The sequence below is a fragment of the Epilithonimonas sp. genome (assembly GCF_056329745.1).
Map to the genome: position 1 here is coordinate 1 of NZ_JBWEYV010000013.1, position 14,818 is coordinate 14,818.

Here is a 14,818-nt window from a genome sequence, read left to right on the forward strand (position 1 = left end):
TTTTGTAAAGTTAAAATCTTTAACATTTGTTGCACTAGATTTCTGAACCGGCGAAGTATATTACCGGGTATGACTTCAGGGTATTGGTAATCAATCATAAAATGGTGGCTGCTGCAAGAAGGGTTCCCGCCCATGTGGTTGGCGACGGCGAGCTGAACCTGCAACAGCTTATTGATAAAGAAAACACAGATCCCAGAAGGGGTTATGGCCATGAAAATGTGCTCACCGAAATAGAAGTGGACAAAGATACCAATGAACTGTTGGAAAAGCTGGATTATACGCTGGAAACTGTACCGCAAAAAGGCGAAATTGTTTATCTGAAATCTACAGCCAACCTCTCCACAGGTGGTACTTCTATTGATGTGACGGATATGATTCACCCTGAGAATATTCAGATGGCTGAAAGGATTTCCAGGATTATAGGTCTGGATGTTTGCGGCATCGACATTATGGCAGAAAACCTCACGCAACCCCTCAAAGAAAGTGGTGGTGCCATACTGGAAGTGAATGCTGCACCAGGTTTCAGGATGCATCTGGCGCCGAGTGAAGGTCTTCCAAGAAATGTGGCGGCTCCGGTGGTGGATATGCTTTATCCACCGGGGAAAGAATTCAGGATACCAATTATTGCTTTAACGGGAACCAATGGGAAAACGACAACGACAAGAATTCTGGCACATATTGTTAAAAACAATGGTAAGAGAGTAGGTTTTACCACTTCAGACGGGATATACATCCACAATACATTGCTAGAGAAAGGAGATACGACAGGGCCAATGTCTGCCGAATTTATTCTGAAAGATCCTACGGTGGAATTTGCTGTGTTGGAAACGGCACGCGGTGGAATTTTGCGTTCAGGATTGGGTTTTGGAACTTGTGATATCGGAGTTTTAACCAATATCAAAGAAGATCATTTAGGGATTAGTGATATCCATAATCTCAAAGATCTCACCCGGGTAAAACGTGTGGTGCTGGACAGTGTAAAGAAGGACGGTTGGTGTATCCTGAATGCAGATGACGAATATTCTATGAGGCTGGCTGGTGATCTTCAGTCCAAAATTGCTTTATTCAGTCTGGATGAAAATAATCCACATATCAAAAAATTTGCAAAAGAGGGTAGAATAACCTGTGTATGCGAAGAAGGTTTTGTGACCATTAAAAAAGGCGAATGGAAAATACGCATAGAGCGTGTTAAAAATATTCCGATTACGATGGAAGGTAAAGCCAAATTTATGATTGCTAATGTGTTGGCGGCTTCGTTGGCGGCCTACGTTTATGGATTTGAGATTCCTAATATTGCACTGGCACTTACCACCTTTATCCCAAGTGCGCAACTGACCCCGGGAAGACTTAATGTTTTCAATTTTAAGAACTTTAAGGTGATGATTGACTTCGCGCATAATCCTGCCGGGTATGAGGCTATCGAAGATTATCTTAAGAATGTGGAGTCGAACAAAAAAATCGGAATTATTTCTGGGGTGGGAGACCGCCGTGATAATGACATCCGAGAGTGTGGTAAAATCGCGGCAAGGATGTTTGATCATATTATTATCCGAAATGAGAAACATCTGCGTGGTCGTACAGAAGATGAGATCAATGGATTAATCATTGAGGGGATAAACAGCTCTGGAAATGATGTGAGCTATGAGATCATTCCTAAAGAAATTGATGCACTGAAACATGCCATGAGCCTTGCCGAGGAAGGTACATTTATAACAGCACTTAGCGATGTCATCAACAATGCTATAGAAATAGTGCAGGAGTATCAGGCAAGGGAATTACTGGATGAACAATAATCACCCTATTTTAAATCAAAAAAGACAGCTTGTTTCATAGGCTGTCTTTTCTCTTGTTAAATTGAATTATATAAATTTCTAATCCAAAGGTTTCCTTCCGGAAATAATGTTAAACAATACAACAATGACAGCAATTACCAGAAGTACGTGAACTAGATATCCTGTACTCATCCCGGGTACAATACCGAGCATTCCTAAGAGCCATACAACAATGCAAATAACGGCTACAAGCCATAATAGATTTCTCATAATAATAAATTTTTTGGTGTGATTATATTGCTTTAAGCATAATCTGTGCCTTTTAATTTGTTATGATCTAAATCCTGTAGCGTTTGGAAGTTTTATAATAGTTGTAGAATGACAGGAAAATGGTCACTATATCCACCCATATAGCGTGACCCCGAATAAGTTCTTAGCGGAAACTGTTTGTTTTTTCGGTCCTTATTTCTGAGTTTTTCAGGGCTGTAGATTGTTGCTTCTATACTTTGAAATCCCAATAAATTGGAAAAGTCATTGCTGATCATTAGTTGATCGAATCCAAGTCCTTTTTTCCCATGGAATGTAGAATACTTGCTCTGCTCAAATAGTTTTAAAAAAGGATTAAACAATGCTTTTTCCTCATCTTCAAAAGATAAAAATTTCTCAAGAATATCGCTGTTGGGATCTTCATTAAAATCACCCATGACCATTACAGCTTCTTGCTTTTCCATAATTGCCTGAACTATTTCTTTCAATTGTCCAAGAATTTGGTGCCGAAGGCCTTGTTTGATGTCGCGTTCCCGTTTTGATGGCAAATGAAGTATAAAAATATGAAGTGGTTTTCCCATGTACATCATCTTGACATGAAGAATATCGCGGGTTTCCAAATTTTGATAATCTGCATGTTGTAAACGTAACACCTGATAATTGTCCAATGAAAAAACAGATTGATCGTAGAGCATTGCAACACTTAGGTTTCTAGGATCGGCAGATTTTTCATAGATAATACCATATCCTTTTACAACAGAATCCTGGCGTACCAAGTCTTCCAAAACAGAGATGTCCCCAATCTCGGCAAGTCCAATTACGCTGGGTTTACAGCCATAATATTGACTGATAAGATCGAACACTTGGGCTATTTTTCGAAGTTTCAACTGGTATTTGTATTGATCCCAGTTGCGCAAGGAAGATCTTCCAAAAGTGTCATTGTCCGGTGGATAAAAATTTTCAGTGTTATAAAACATGAAGATTTCTGACCCTCTTTTTTCTACCATCTTTTACGCCTCATATAGATAAATGTGATGATGACAATAAGTGCCATGAGCCCCAATGTGAAGAAATAACCGTTTTTGTGGTGCAGCTCCGGCATATTGTCAAAGTTCATCCCGTAGATCCCTGCAATAAAGGTGATTGGCAAAAAATAAACAGAATAGATGGCCAGCAGTTTCATTACCTGATTGGCTTTTTGATCAGAGAGCGCCAAAAACATAGAGATGAGGTTGACCGTTTGTGCATTTACATGGTCAAAATCGGCAATCACATCTTTTTGTTTGTCCAGGAGGTCCATCACTTCCACTTCCTGCAAATCAAGTGTCTTGAACTTGGTAATCCAATCCGCAGAGATATTCAGGATTCTCGTATTGAGACCGGATTTTCTCTTTAATTTATAAAGCCTGCGAATCTGATAGGTTTGGTTGGTGTTTTTCAGAAATATTTCGTTTTCTATAGTGTCCATCACTTCCAGCAATGTTCTGCTCTCATCATCAAAGGTTTTGATAATCTTTAGCGCCAGTCGCAACGCCAATCCATCGCGGGAAAGATCAACTGGATTATCACGTTCCAATTCTTCAAAAACCTCATTAATGCTTTGACTTTTTGATCTGTGCGTCGTAATAATAAGTCCAGGAACCAAAAAAATACCAAGTTTGGTACTGATGTCACTCATATTATTGAGTGTTCTGCGTTCCATATCGGTAGATTCTCTGGTCAGGAAAAATTTGACCTGATCCACTTCTTCATATTTAGGCAGGTGATTGGGATCTACGGTATCTTCCAGCAAAAGTTCATTGATATGATAGCGCTCGTGCATAAAACGCAGATCTTCATCCGTAGGCGCTACCACGTCTAGCCATTCCCAATCGGCATGTTTGTATTTCAGTTCTATAGGCATACAACAAATCTAATTAAAATCCCGACAAATATTGAAGTTGGACAACTTTTTTCACTTAAAATTTTCCAATTAAATCCTATTTTTTTTCAGAGAAAAATAAGTAATTGTCAGCCAAATGTAAACACAGTTTGGCCATTAATCCAACATAAGTTAAGTTTTTAAGTTTTTTTTAGGCTAATCTTATTCCGTATAAAAACTTATGTATTAAATAAAATAATTATTTTTGCCGATAATTTTAAATCAGAACAATGTTTAAAAGTGTAATAGCTGGTGTAGGACATTATGTGCCAGAAAATATAGTGACCAACGACGATCTTTCTAAACTGATGACCACCAATGACGAGTGGATTACCGAGCGAACCGGCATCAAAGAAAGGCGGCACCGCAAAAACCGTACAGATGCAGAGGAAACCACCTCATTCTATGCGTTAAAAGCGTCTGAAATAGCACTGAAAAATGCTAACCTTACCGCTAAAGATATTGATTATATTGTCTTTGCAACATTGTCCCCGGATTACTTTTTCCCGGGATCGGGAGTTCTTTTGCAGGATATGCTGGGTTGCAATACCATAGGAGCGCTGGATGTGAGAAACCAATGTTCGGGTTTTGTGTATGCCATGAGTGTTGCCGATGCATTCATAAAATCAGGTTTGTATAAAAATGTGTTGGTTGTAGGCGCAGAAATTCATTCTTTTGGTTTGGATTTTTCGGATCGTGGGCGTGGTGTTTCGGTTATTTTTGGTGATGGTGCCGGTGCTGTGGTTTTGTCCGCAACGGAGGATGACACCAAGCAGGGTATTTTATCCGTCAATATGCACTCGGAAGGGAAATATGCTGAGGAACTGGCTGTGAAATTCCCTGGGACCAAGTTAGGCTGGAGCGATACACTTCTTACAAACCCCGATTCTATAAAACCAGAGGATATTTATCCGGTGATGAATGGTAATTTCGTCTTTAAACACGCAGTTACCCGTTTCCCAGAAACCATTATGGAAGCTTTGAACAAAGCAGGTAAAACAGTAGATGATCTTGATTTGCTGATCCCGCATCAGGCCAATATCAGGATTGCGCAATATGTGCAGCAATTGTTGCATCTGCCAGATGAGAAAGTCTTTATCAACATTCAGAAATATGGGAATACAACAGCGGCTTCTATCCCAATTGCTTTGAGCGAAGCCATTCAGGAAGGGCGGATGAAGCGTGGCGATCTCGTTTGTATGTCTGCTTTTGGAAGTGGATTCACCTGGGGAAGTGTCCTTTTCGAGTATTAATGTTGTAAATCAATCATAGAAAACCCGAGGATTAGCTTCGGGTTTTATTTTATCATTGTCAGAAATTAATCAAATAAAATCATAATAGCCATTAGATTTTCCAAGGATTTTCTGGTCGTCAGAATTCAGCCATTTTTTAAGGACTGTTGCGTAAATTTTCCTGAAATCCTCTGTGTAGATCAAATCTCCATAATTGAGGTTTTCCAAATCCGGTAGAGGATTCAATAATCCTTTTTTCTTTAGCCCACCGCTGATGAAAAACATTTGATTCGCGGTTCCGTGGTCGGTTCCGTTGCTTGCATTTTGAGCTACGCGGCGGCCAAATTCGGAGAAAGTCATAATGATCACATCCCCAAATTTTCCACTTTCTTTCATATCTTTTGTAAAAACCTCTACCGCGTCATTAATATTTTTGAATAATTGGTTTTGACGCGTATTTTGGTTGGTGTGCGTATCAAAACTTCCAGTTGAGAGGTAATAGACCTGCGTGTTAATATCCGATTTGATCAGCGAAGCGATGGTTTTAAAATCCTTCCCGATTTGAGTGTTAGGATAAGTTTTATCGGTCGGTTTGGCCTTGCTTTCTTCAAAAATATAACCTGAGTTGCTGATGGCATTACCCAATGTATTATAGAGGTAGGATGCCAAATCGTGCTCGTGGTCATGGTTTTCTGCTGCCAATTTTTTGTATAGAGATTCCTGACTGTTGTCAAAAAGTTTTTTAGGATCTTTGAAGGCGATGGCTTTGTTGTTTTCGCCCTTCATTGCAAGGCTCAGCAGATCATCCACTTCTATGGCCTGTGTTGGTTTTTGGCAGTTATGGCAGGCTTCATCCAAATAGCGGCCAAGCCATCCTGTATTGATGAACTGATTGCTGTCACTGGCAGATTGCCAGATATCCATACTACGGAAGTGGGACTTGTTGGGATCTGGATAGCCTACGTTGTTCATCACGGCCAGCTCTCCGTTGTCATACAGTTCTTTAAAGAATTTCAGATTGGGATTGATGCCGGCTTCGTCGGTTAAAAGTAGTGCATCGTTTTCCTTAATAGAAATTTGGTTCCGGACTTTATAATAGATGTCATTTTTTACAGGGATGATGGTATTAAGGCCGTCATTGCCACCAGACAGCTGCAGGATGATAAGGGTCTTTCCGTTCATTTTGATGGCTTCTGGCAGCGTTAGGGCTTTCAAAAAATTAGGGAACAGGAAGGAGGCTGCGGCAAGGCCACTGGTGGTGAGAAAGGTTTTTCTGTTGATAATCATCTGGTTGTTTTTAGCAAAGTTGGTATTCGGGAGTGGACATAATACTGATCATAAGATGTTTTTTACTTTTTTCAGTATTGAAGGTCGTAATCAGGGTTTCCAACTGATTGGTAGGGTTGGATAGTAGCAGGTTGTAAAGGTCCTGATTGAGTATGTTGGCAATACTTTCCCAATGAATGGTAATGGTATTTTGTTTATTATTGACTACAATATTCTTTTCAGATTTTCCCATATTGACATCATCATTGGACTTTGGTTCTATATCCAGCGTTTTGTATCCGGCCATCACGGCAGGAATTTTCATCCTGAGTAAAAGGGTAGAGGCATCAATCCAAGAAACGCCGCTTGGCCAGCCGGCAACATTGGGCGGCTGTAATAATTCTTGACCCAGCAGTTTTTCAAAATTGTACACTGTGTCGCGGTTCTGTAGATCCATTGGTAAAATTCTGCGAATGCCCACGATGAGTTCTACCGGAGATTTTATTTTGGCACCTATATTATTTCCTGAGTAAAACCAGTCCGATAGGAAAATCTCATCCAGTAATGACATGATATCATAGTTGGATTTGTAGAACTTTTGACTTAGGGCTCGGATGATGTTGTCATCAGGATTTTCATTCACAAAAAAAATATAGATCTTTCTAGCGATAAATTCTGCGCAAGCCGGTTTTTCCAGTATGATATTGATGATATCGGTTCCATCAAAATCGCCGCTTTTTCCCAAGAATTCTTTATGACCTGTGTCATGCTGTTTTTTATTATCTGTAAAGATTCCCAGATTGTTATAGCTCCAACCTGTAAAAGCTCTTGCAGACTCGCGGATATCTTTTTCGGTATAATTTCCCCTTCCCAATGTGAAAAGTTCCATCAGTTCACGGGCAAAATTTTCATTAGGCTTGGCTTTCTTGTTCTGTTGATTATTAAGAAAATTGAGCATGGCAGCCGATTTTGAGACCTGAAATAGCAATTCCCGAAAGTTGCCCAGCCCATGTTGGCGAAAAATTTCTATAATTTCTTTATTAAAAAGTGCCTGCTGAATCCTGGTGGCAAAATGGCCGTGCCAGAAGAGTGCCATTTTTTCCTGAAGTTGATTCGGGGTCTTCACCATCTCCTCATGCCATGCTTTTTTTACAGCATTATTATAATTCTGGTTAAAAACATTCACTTGCTTTTTGTCTGTCAGTTGCGACATTTGCTGATATTCTTCCATTGTAATTCCTGGAAAATCAGGCTGTAGCGGTTGATATTGCTCGCGGTTGCTGATACTTTTGTAAAGAAGTTTGGTCTTAGAATTTCTGTATATCTCTATATCATTATGATGGATTCCAAATCCAGCCCGGGAAATCAAGTGTCTGTTTTTTGTCAAATTATCCATAGTTCGGTAATTGTTTTAGTTGGAGCATTTTGTCACATCATAGTTAAATATGTCATTTCAAATTTATGATTGTGTTAACTAAAATTAATATTTGTACATGTTATAAAATTTTGAAAATGAAGTGGTTATTTTTATTGATGACTTTATCCAGCTTAGTCAATTAACGTTTGGCACGGTATTTACAAGTAAGACCATTGTAAAATTTAAAATTTAAAAATATGAAAACTTTAAAGCAGTTGGTATTAGGATTAGGAATATTGGCAGGTGGACTGGCATCGGCTCAAAGTGCTGATATGACTAATATGTTAAAAGTAGGTCTTAACGGTGGTGTTTCTACAGGAGGAAATACAGCCGCTAACTTAGGAGCTGATTTATCTTACCAAAATTTGATTACGCCGGGATTTGGTCTAGGTATCGCTACAGGATATAATCATTACTTTGCCAAAGACAGAACAATTAACGGTGTTAATGTAAAAAATAACGATTTCGGAGTAATTCCGGTTGCTGCATTGTTCAGAATTTATCCTAAACAAATGGGCTTCTATTTTGGAGCTGACTTGGGATACGGTTTTATCGTAGGTAATGATAAAGTTGCCGAAAATGTGAATGTGGACAGACCAGACGGAGGTTTTTACATCAAACCAGAAATTGGTTACCACAACCGTGATTGGAATTTCTTTGTACAGTATAACAAAACGTTTACTGGAGACAAAGGACAGATTGCCGACCAAAAATATAATGCCGGAGCTATCGGTGTAGGATTTGGTTACAACATTCCACTAGGAAAATAAGACGTTGTTTCTACAACAAATAATTAAACTATGATAACATTAACGCCCTCATTTTAAATGAAGGCGTTAATTTTTTTAAAAACTTACCATAGATCAATTTAGTTTTGAATGATTCTAATTAAATTTGCGACATTAAATAAATAAAATAATGAAAAAATTATTATTACTTGCCGTTTTAACGGGCGGATTGGCATTTGGACAAACAAAAAAAGTAACAAGTTCTGATGTTCACTAGTGGGGTTACAAAATTGCCAAGACAGAAGCTTCTTCGCATGACGGTAAAGTGAATGTTAAATCCGGTGATATTGTTTTGAAAAATGGAGCAGTTGTTGGCGGAACTTTTGTTTTGGATATGACTTCTATCAATGCTACAGATCTTTCCGGAGAATATCAAACAAAATTAAACGGACACCTTAAAAACGGTGACTTTTTCGAAGTAGAAAAATATCCAACTGCGACTTATAAGATTACTTCTGTAAAGAAAAATAGCAATAAAAACTACAATTTTGTAGTGAATGGTAATCTTACTGTAAAAGGTAAAACCAATGCGGTTTCTTTCCCTGCGAAGATTACGTCTAACAAAGGTGTGATCACTTTGGAGTCTGATAAGTTTTCTTTTGACAGACAAAAATTTGATGTGGCTTACAAATCTACAATGCAGGATGTGATGGTAAAAGATGATGTTGATATGAAAATCAAAGTGTCAGCAAAATAATTTCTTAACGGAATATCAATTTTTAAGAGCAGATTTTTTCTGCTCTTTTTTTGTTTGTAACTTTGGATTACAAAACATAAAATCACATTGAAATTATACATCGTAAGCGGTTTGGGTGCCGATCAAAAAGTGTTGGAGAAACTGACTTTCAATCCAGGGGTAGAACCTGTTCATATCCCATGGCTAATCCCTGAAAACAATGAAGATTTTCATCATTACATTACAAGAATGGCGGATTTGATTGATAGTTCGGATGATTTTTATCTTCTGGGGTATTCTTTCGGAGGAATTATTGTGCAGGAAATTCATAAAATAAAACCCGCTAAAAAAGTGGTGATTTTGGGAAGTATCCGTTCGGATAAAGAAAAATCGCGGCTGATAAAGATAGGCGAAATAAGCAAGCTGCCGAGTTATATTCCTGTGCGTTTTTTCAATGAGAAAAATGCGAGTTTTTATACTTTGTTTAGAAAGTTGTTTGATCCTAAAAACCCAGCTTTGATGCAGTATTTTCGTGTTCGCGATCCCTACTATCTTAAATGGTCTGTGGAAAAAATTTCGGCTTGGCGTTTTGATGCTCTCGATGATGTTATCCAGATTATGGGTGATCGGGATATTGTGTTTCCAATCAAAAATTCTCATCCAGATTATGTCATAAAAAATGCGACCCATCTTTTCCCGGCTACCAAAGCCAAACAGGTCTCCGAAATCCTGAAAAAAATATTTGTTTAAAATTAAGTTTAAAAAACCATTGTTAACTGGATTCTCTTACGTGCTTCGTCCACTTCGGTCACCTTCACCATAATGTGCTGGTGCAGCTTGACAACCTCGTTAACATCGGATACAAAACCATCCTTGAGTTGCGAGATGTGAATCAATCCACTTTCTTTGATTCCAAGATCTACAAAACATCCAAAAGCGGTGATGTTATTAATGATTCCAGGTAAAATCATCCCTGGTTTTACATCTCTTATTGATTTTACATTCGCATCAAATTCAAAAACCTTGGCGGCTTTCCTCGGGTCAAGACCCGGTTTTTCCAGCTCTTTTAGAATATCTTTGATACCGATAATACCGATGTGATCAGAAACATATAGTTCAGGATTAATCTGGTTGATTTTATCCTTGTTGGCAATCAGTTCATCTGTTTTAATTCCGAGGTCTGCAGCCATTTTCTCAACGGTTTTGTACGCTTCGGGATGAACGGCAGAATTATCCAGCGGATTTTCACCATTCTTGATTCTCACAAATGCGGCTGCCTGCTGGTAAGCTTTCTCACCAAGTCGAGGTACTTTTTTAAGATCTTTCCTTTGTAAAAACGCACCATTCTCGGATCGAAAAGCAACAATGTTTTCTGCCATTTTTTCACCAATCCCCGAAACGTAACTCAGGATGGATTTGCTGGCAGTGTTGAGGTTGATACCTACCGAATTAACAGAGCGCACAACGGTCAAATCCAATTCTTCTTTCAGTTTTGTTTGATCTACATCATGCTGATATTGACCTACTCCAATGGATTTTGGATCTATTTTTACCAGTTCAGCCAAAGGATCTGCCAGTCTCCTGCCAATGGAAACGGCTCCGCGCACCGTCACATCAAAATTGGGGAATTCATCCCTAGCAATTTTACTCGCAGAATAAACAGAGGCACCCGCTTCCGAAACTACAAAGACCTGAATTGGTTTGTCAAAAGCAATTTTTTTAATGAAAAATTCAGTTTCGCGGCTGGCTGTGCCATTACCAATTGAGATGGCCTCTATGTGGTAGGCATTAACCATAGACCGGATTTTTTTCATTGCCATCGCTGTTTCATGTTGTGGCGCATGCGGATAGATGGTTTCGTTATGCAATAGATCGCCTTTCTCATCCAGACAAACGATTTTGCAACCTGTCCTGTAGCCGGGATCTATCGCCAATATTCGTTTTGCGCCCAAAGGAGGAGCCAGCAAAAGCTGTTGCAGGTTATCCGAAAAAACCTCAATAGCTTTGGAATCTGCCCTTTGTTTTGCCTCCTGCAGGACTTCATTGGAAATAGCGGGCTCCAGCAATCGTTTGTAAGCATCTGCCACGGCCAGCTGTATTTGTTCTGAAGAAGAATTTCGATTTCTGATGACAGCCCTTTCTATAATGTCCAGCGCTTCATTTTTATCTGTTATGACAGCCACTTTCACGAAGCCTTCTTGCTCGGCACGCAACATGGCGAGGAGCCTGTGTGAAGGTATTCGGCTTAAAGATTCTTCCCAGTCAAAATATTGGGAAAATTTTTGAGCGGATTCATCTTCTTTTTTTGCTTTCACTACTTTGGAAACAATCATTGCTGTTTTCTGGAATAACCGCCGTAGGTTTTTCCTTACAAAAAGGTTTTCATTTATCCATTCTGCAATAATGTCACGTGCGCCCTGCAGTGCTTCGGTTTTATCAGCCACATCTTTATTCACGTATTTGCCAGCAATAAAATCGATATCGTCGCCTCGCTGGCTCATGATTATTTTAGCAAGCGGTTCCAGACCTTTCTCCCTGGCGGCGTCGGCTTTTGTCTTGCGGCGTTTTTTGAAAGGGAGGTAAAAATCTTCTAGTTCCTGCAAATCAAAAGATTGCATTATTTTTTGCCGAAATTCATCAGAAAGAGCCTGTTGTTCCTCAATGGATTTGATGATGCTTTCCTTACGTTTTTGGATGTCATCAAACTGTTTACTCAGTTTTTGGATTTGCTCAATCTGCACTTCATGCAGGTTTCCGGTTCTATCTTTTCTATAACGCGCAATAAAGGGAATGGTGCAGTCTTCGGCTAAAAGTTGGATAGTGATGTCAATATTTTTTGACGAAATATTTAAGGATTGATGAATGTAATCTGTCTTTGTCATGAGCGATGTTGAAGCGCAAAAATACAGACTTTTTTATGATTGTCAGATCAAATTAAGTTGTATTTGATTATGAGATCAAAATGCTAAAACCAGTCTTTTACCATTGGGGAAATTGTTATTCCAGAGTTTTTCAACTTCATTGAAATGAATGATTTCTGTATCCGCTATTATTTTTTTTGCCGCTGCCAGTTCAAACACTTCGGGGATAATTTTGGTAATCAGTTGTTTCATTTCATCCTTTGTCCAGCTTCCAAGACCTGAACCGCAGATTTGGACGTCGGTACTTCTTAATATTTGTGATGACAACTGAATGTTTTCTCCGGTTATTGATCCCACAGAAACAAATTTTAATGGGTTAGAAAAATTTCCGTCTCCTTTTACAGATGATAAAATTAATTCTGCAGTATGGCCCCAAAGATAATCTATAACAATGTTGATGTTTTTCTGTTGATGGATTTCCTTCAATTGCCCACAAAAGCTTTTGTCATCCTGATTGGTAGATATCACGATATTTGCTCCTAGTTCCTCTAATGCTTTGAGAGATTCAGGGTTTCTACCTGTTGCTATAATTGTTCCGGCGCCATAATGTTTTGCGAGCTGTATCGCAATTTTTCCGGTAAAACTTGTAGCACCGTTAATCAAAACAGTATCGCCTTTTTGTAATCCTCCGCGGAAAAGCATTGCCATGGCAGAACCAGCAACTGCATTGGGCAACGCTGCTGCAGTGGCATCATCCAACAGTTGAGGGATCTTGATGATTTTGTTCTTGTCTACAACTGCTTTTTCGGCCATCATGCTGCTTCCTAATGCGTAAACACGGTCTCCATTTTCCAGTGTTCCTACACCATCGCCACCAGGAATTTTTGCCTTTGATAAATCATTTTCGGTAGAATAATGTGTTCCTGATGCCTGTGATTTGTCCAGATGTTTGATGGCGGCAGCGGTAATGTTGATCACCATTTGCTGATCGTTGCTTGGTTGTGGCTCAGGATAATTATCAACTACCTGAGGAAGTCCGTCTCGTTGAAATAAAACTAATGCTTTCATAATATTTGAATTTTTATTTGGATTTTATAATTTGTCGATGATAAGTGAAGTAGGATAAACCTAAAAATAACGATGCAATGGGAATACTTAAAACTGATTTTACACCGTCATTGCTAGCCAAATGGGCGATGAAACCTGATATAAGCACGATGGCGAATCCGGCGTAAGCCCACTCCTTGATTAATGTTAATTTTTTGTAAGATAAAAGAATGATGACACCCAATATTTTAGCAACTGCGAGTTCAATACGAAAGTAATCGGGGAATCCAAAATGATGGCAATATTGTGCCGCTTGTTCGGAAAACAAGTAATCATAAGCATTTTTTAGCATCCAAAGAGAAAAGAATCCCGTAGAAAGCCAATAGATCCAACTTTGTTTCATTTTTTATTTATTTTGATGGGACAAAGTTAGAGTGTGAAATTTGGTTGTGCGATAACATTTGTTACCGAATGTATTTATCGGCCTTTCAGGATTTTGCTCTTGATCCGGCTAAGATGTACCGATGAAATGCCAAGATAAGATGCGATGTAATGTTGGGGGATTCTCTGTACAAGTTGTGGTGTATTTTCTAGTATATTGAGGTAACGCTGCTCTGGGGAATCTTTGATAAAAGAGAAAAAATATTTCATATAATCAAACGTACGCTCAAAAATAGAATCGATAAAAATGTCTCTTTCTTGAGGCGAATTTTTAATTGATTCCAGCAATTTCAAAAAGTCCATTTTATCAATATACCAAAGTGTTGTGGCCTCAATAGCTTCTATAGAATACAGACTTGGAGTGTGGTTTTTAAGACTTTCTATAGAGGCAACAGCATGGTTTTCAAAGAAAAACTGAAGCGTGATATCTTTCCCGTTGTTGTTGTACCAGGCACGAATGCAGCCTTTTTCTACAATATATAGCTTATTGGCAATTTGACCTTCTTCCAAAAGCGTTGTTTTGGCAGCAATTTCTATCTTGTGGAATGTTTCAGGATAATCTGATTCTCCACTTTGGCTTTTTTGCAGGTTTCTGAGAATTTTTTCAAACATCATTACATCAGATTTATCAGAAATAAATGCTAAACTCTCACCGCATCAGGTACCATAATTTCATAATTACCTCCAAATGAAATGATTTCCCGAACGATGCTGCTGCTGATGTACGATTTGCCAGATGAGGTGAGTAAGAAAATGGTTTCTATGGTATTTTGCCTTGTCAATGCGCGGTTAGTCTGTGCAATTGACTTTTCAAATTCAAAATCGGCAGGATTTCTGAGGCCTCTCAAAATGAAGTTGACATTTTTGCTTTTGCAGTAATCAATCGTCAAACCTTCAAAATCATCCACTTCTACATTGGGGAATTTTTCAAAGGTTTTTCTGATAAAATCTTTGCGTTGCTCCAAGGAGAACATATATTTTTTCTGAGAATTCTTTCCGATGGCGATGATGATCTTATCAAATAACGGAACCGCACGCTCCACAATATCGTAATGGCCAAGTGTGATTGGGTCAAACGACCCTGGGAAAACAGCAATTTTCATAGAAATTTTAAATTTTAGATTATGAAT

At 38.7% G+C, this 14,818-nt stretch carries 13 protein-coding genes and 2 pseudogenes; 5 read left to right on the forward strand and 10 right to left on the reverse strand.

Annotation, left to right across the window (positions count from 1 at the left end; all coding sequences use genetic code 11):
- Positions 1-53 precede the first annotated feature (53 nt).
- Positions 54-1,793, forward strand: a pseudogene (locus tag AC00Y6_RS10155) (Mur ligase family protein); the annotation flags it as partial.
- A gap of 78 nt (positions 1,794-1,871) precedes the next feature.
- On the opposite strand, the gene AC00Y6_RS10160 reads toward AC00Y6_RS10155, so the two are convergent.
- The 3 genes from AC00Y6_RS10160 to AC00Y6_RS10170 form a co-directional block, all read right to left on the reverse strand.
- The gene (locus AC00Y6_RS10160; RefSeq protein WP_027383282.1) at positions 1,872-2,042 is read right to left on the reverse strand and encodes a lmo0937 family membrane protein; all 171 of its coding nucleotides are present in this window, start codon (positions 2,040-2,042) and stop codon (positions 1,872-1,874) included.
- 92 nt (positions 2,043-2,134) lie between these two features.
- Entirely contained in the window at positions 2,135-3,046 is a 912-nt protein-coding gene (locus AC00Y6_RS10165) for an endonuclease/exonuclease/phosphatase family protein (RefSeq protein WP_474490512.1), read from the reverse strand.
- A complete protein-coding gene (locus AC00Y6_RS10170; protein WP_474490513.1) occupies positions 3,040-3,942 on the reverse strand; it encodes a magnesium transporter CorA family protein in 903 nt (300 codons plus the stop codon). Before AC00Y6_RS10170 ends, AC00Y6_RS10165 begins: the two co-directional genes overlap by 7 nt.
- A gap of 248 nt (positions 3,943-4,190) precedes the next feature.
- Between AC00Y6_RS10170 and AC00Y6_RS10175 the strand changes: the two genes are divergently transcribed.
- On the forward strand, positions 4,191-5,213 hold the full coding sequence (locus AC00Y6_RS10175) for a 3-oxoacyl-ACP synthase III family protein (protein WP_474490514.1): 1,023 nt from the start codon (positions 4,191-4,193) through the stop codon (positions 5,211-5,213).
- A 69-nt stretch (positions 5,214-5,282) separates the two neighbouring features.
- Here AC00Y6_RS10175 and AC00Y6_RS10180 read toward each other — a convergent pair whose 3' ends face one another.
- Both AC00Y6_RS10180 and AC00Y6_RS10185 read right to left on the reverse strand, forming a co-directional pair.
- Positions 5,283-6,479, reverse strand: coding sequence for a DUF1501 domain-containing protein (locus AC00Y6_RS10180; RefSeq protein ID WP_474490515.1), 1,197 nt, complete (start codon positions 6,477-6,479; stop codon positions 5,283-5,285).
- 10 nt (positions 6,480-6,489) lie between these two features.
- On the reverse strand, positions 6,490-7,854 hold the full coding sequence (locus AC00Y6_RS10185) for a DUF1800 domain-containing protein (RefSeq protein WP_474490516.1): 1,365 nt from the start codon (positions 7,852-7,854) through the stop codon (positions 6,490-6,492).
- A gap of 218 nt (positions 7,855-8,072) precedes the next feature.
- Here AC00Y6_RS10185 and AC00Y6_RS10190 point away from each other — a divergent pair, with 218 nt between their 5' ends.
- From AC00Y6_RS10190 to AC00Y6_RS10200, 3 genes and pseudogenes are all read left to right on the forward strand, one after another.
- On the forward strand, positions 8,073-8,645 hold the full coding sequence (locus tag AC00Y6_RS10190; RefSeq protein ID WP_474490517.1) for a hypothetical protein: 573 nt from the start codon (positions 8,073-8,075) through the stop codon (positions 8,643-8,645).
- A gap of 148 nt (positions 8,646-8,793) precedes the next feature.
- A pseudogene (locus tag AC00Y6_RS10195) lies at positions 8,794-9,360 on the forward strand (YceI family protein).
- An 87-nt stretch (positions 9,361-9,447) separates the two neighbouring features.
- A complete protein-coding gene (locus AC00Y6_RS10200; protein WP_474490518.1) occupies positions 9,448-10,089 on the forward strand; it encodes an alpha/beta hydrolase in 642 nt (213 codons plus the stop codon).
- Positions 10,090-10,097: 8 nt separating this feature from the next.
- Here AC00Y6_RS10200 and AC00Y6_RS10205 read toward each other — a convergent pair whose 3' ends face one another.
- The 5 genes from AC00Y6_RS10205 to coaD all read right to left on the reverse strand — a co-directional run bounded on the left by AC00Y6_RS10205 (position 10,098) and on the right by coaD (position 14,791).
- Complete coding sequence (locus AC00Y6_RS10205; RefSeq protein WP_474490519.1) at positions 10,098-12,221, reverse strand: Tex family protein; 2,124 nt, start codon at positions 12,219-12,221, stop codon at positions 10,098-10,100.
- A gap of 75 nt (positions 12,222-12,296) precedes the next feature.
- The gene (locus AC00Y6_RS10210; RefSeq protein ID WP_474490520.1) at positions 12,297-13,268 is read right to left on the reverse strand and encodes a quinone oxidoreductase family protein; all 972 of its coding nucleotides are present in this window, start codon (positions 13,266-13,268) and stop codon (positions 12,297-12,299) included.
- Between the two features lie 13 nt (positions 13,269-13,281).
- On the reverse strand, positions 13,282-13,650 hold the full coding sequence (locus tag AC00Y6_RS10215) for a DoxX family protein (protein ID WP_474490521.1): 369 nt from the start codon (positions 13,648-13,650) through the stop codon (positions 13,282-13,284).
- 74 nt (positions 13,651-13,724) lie between these two features.
- A complete protein-coding gene (locus AC00Y6_RS10220; protein ID WP_474490522.1) occupies positions 13,725-14,303 on the reverse strand; it encodes a Crp/Fnr family transcriptional regulator in 579 nt (192 codons plus the stop codon).
- A gap of 26 nt (positions 14,304-14,329) precedes the next feature.
- Positions 14,330-14,791, reverse strand: a complete 462-nt coding sequence (coaD, locus tag AC00Y6_RS10225) for a pantetheine-phosphate adenylyltransferase (RefSeq protein ID WP_474490523.1) — start codon at positions 14,789-14,791, stop codon at positions 14,330-14,332.
- Between the last annotated feature and the right edge of the window lie 27 nt (positions 14,792-14,818).

Excerpts from the sequence above, each read along its gene's own strand:
- AC00Y6_RS10180 (WP_474490515.1), bottom strand. The coding sequence starts at position 6,479 with ATGATTATCAACAGAAAAACCTTTCTCACCACCAGTGGCCTTGCCGCA.
- AC00Y6_RS10185 (WP_474490516.1), bottom strand. The coding sequence starts at position 7,854 with ATGGATAATTTGACAAAAAACAGACACTTGATTTCCCGGGCTGGATTT.
- coaD (WP_474490523.1), bottom strand. The coding sequence starts at position 14,791 with ATGAAAATTGCTGTTTTCCCAGGGTCGTTTGACCCAATCACACTTGGC.
- AC00Y6_RS10190 (WP_474490517.1), top strand. The coding sequence starts at position 8,073 with ATGAAAACTTTAAAGCAGTTGGTATTAGGATTAGGAATATTGGCAGGT.
- AC00Y6_RS10175 (WP_474490514.1), top strand. The coding sequence starts at position 4,191 with ATGTTTAAAAGTGTAATAGCTGGTGTAGGACATTATGTGCCAGAAAAT.
- AC00Y6_RS10215 (WP_474490521.1), bottom strand. The coding sequence starts at position 13,650 with ATGAAACAAAGTTGGATCTATTGGCTTTCTACGGGATTCTTTTCTCTT.
- AC00Y6_RS10205 (WP_474490519.1), bottom strand. The coding sequence starts at position 12,221 with ATGACAAAGACAGATTACATTCATCAATCCTTAAATATTTCGTCAAAA.
- AC00Y6_RS10220 (WP_474490522.1), bottom strand. The coding sequence starts at position 14,303 with ATGATGTTTGAAAAAATTCTCAGAAACCTGCAAAAAAGCCAAAGTGGA.
- AC00Y6_RS10165 (WP_474490512.1), bottom strand. The coding sequence starts at position 3,046 with ATGGTAGAAAAAAGAGGGTCAGAAATCTTCATGTTTTATAACACTGAA.
- AC00Y6_RS10210 (WP_474490520.1), bottom strand. The coding sequence starts at position 13,268 with ATGAAAGCATTAGTTTTATTTCAACGAGACGGACTTCCTCAGGTAGTT.
- AC00Y6_RS10160 (WP_027383282.1), bottom strand. The coding sequence starts at position 2,042 with ATGAGAAATCTATTATGGCTTGTAGCCGTTATTTGCATTGTTGTATGG.
- AC00Y6_RS10170 (WP_474490513.1), bottom strand. The coding sequence starts at position 3,942 with ATGCCTATAGAACTGAAATACAAACATGCCGATTGGGAATGGCTAGAC.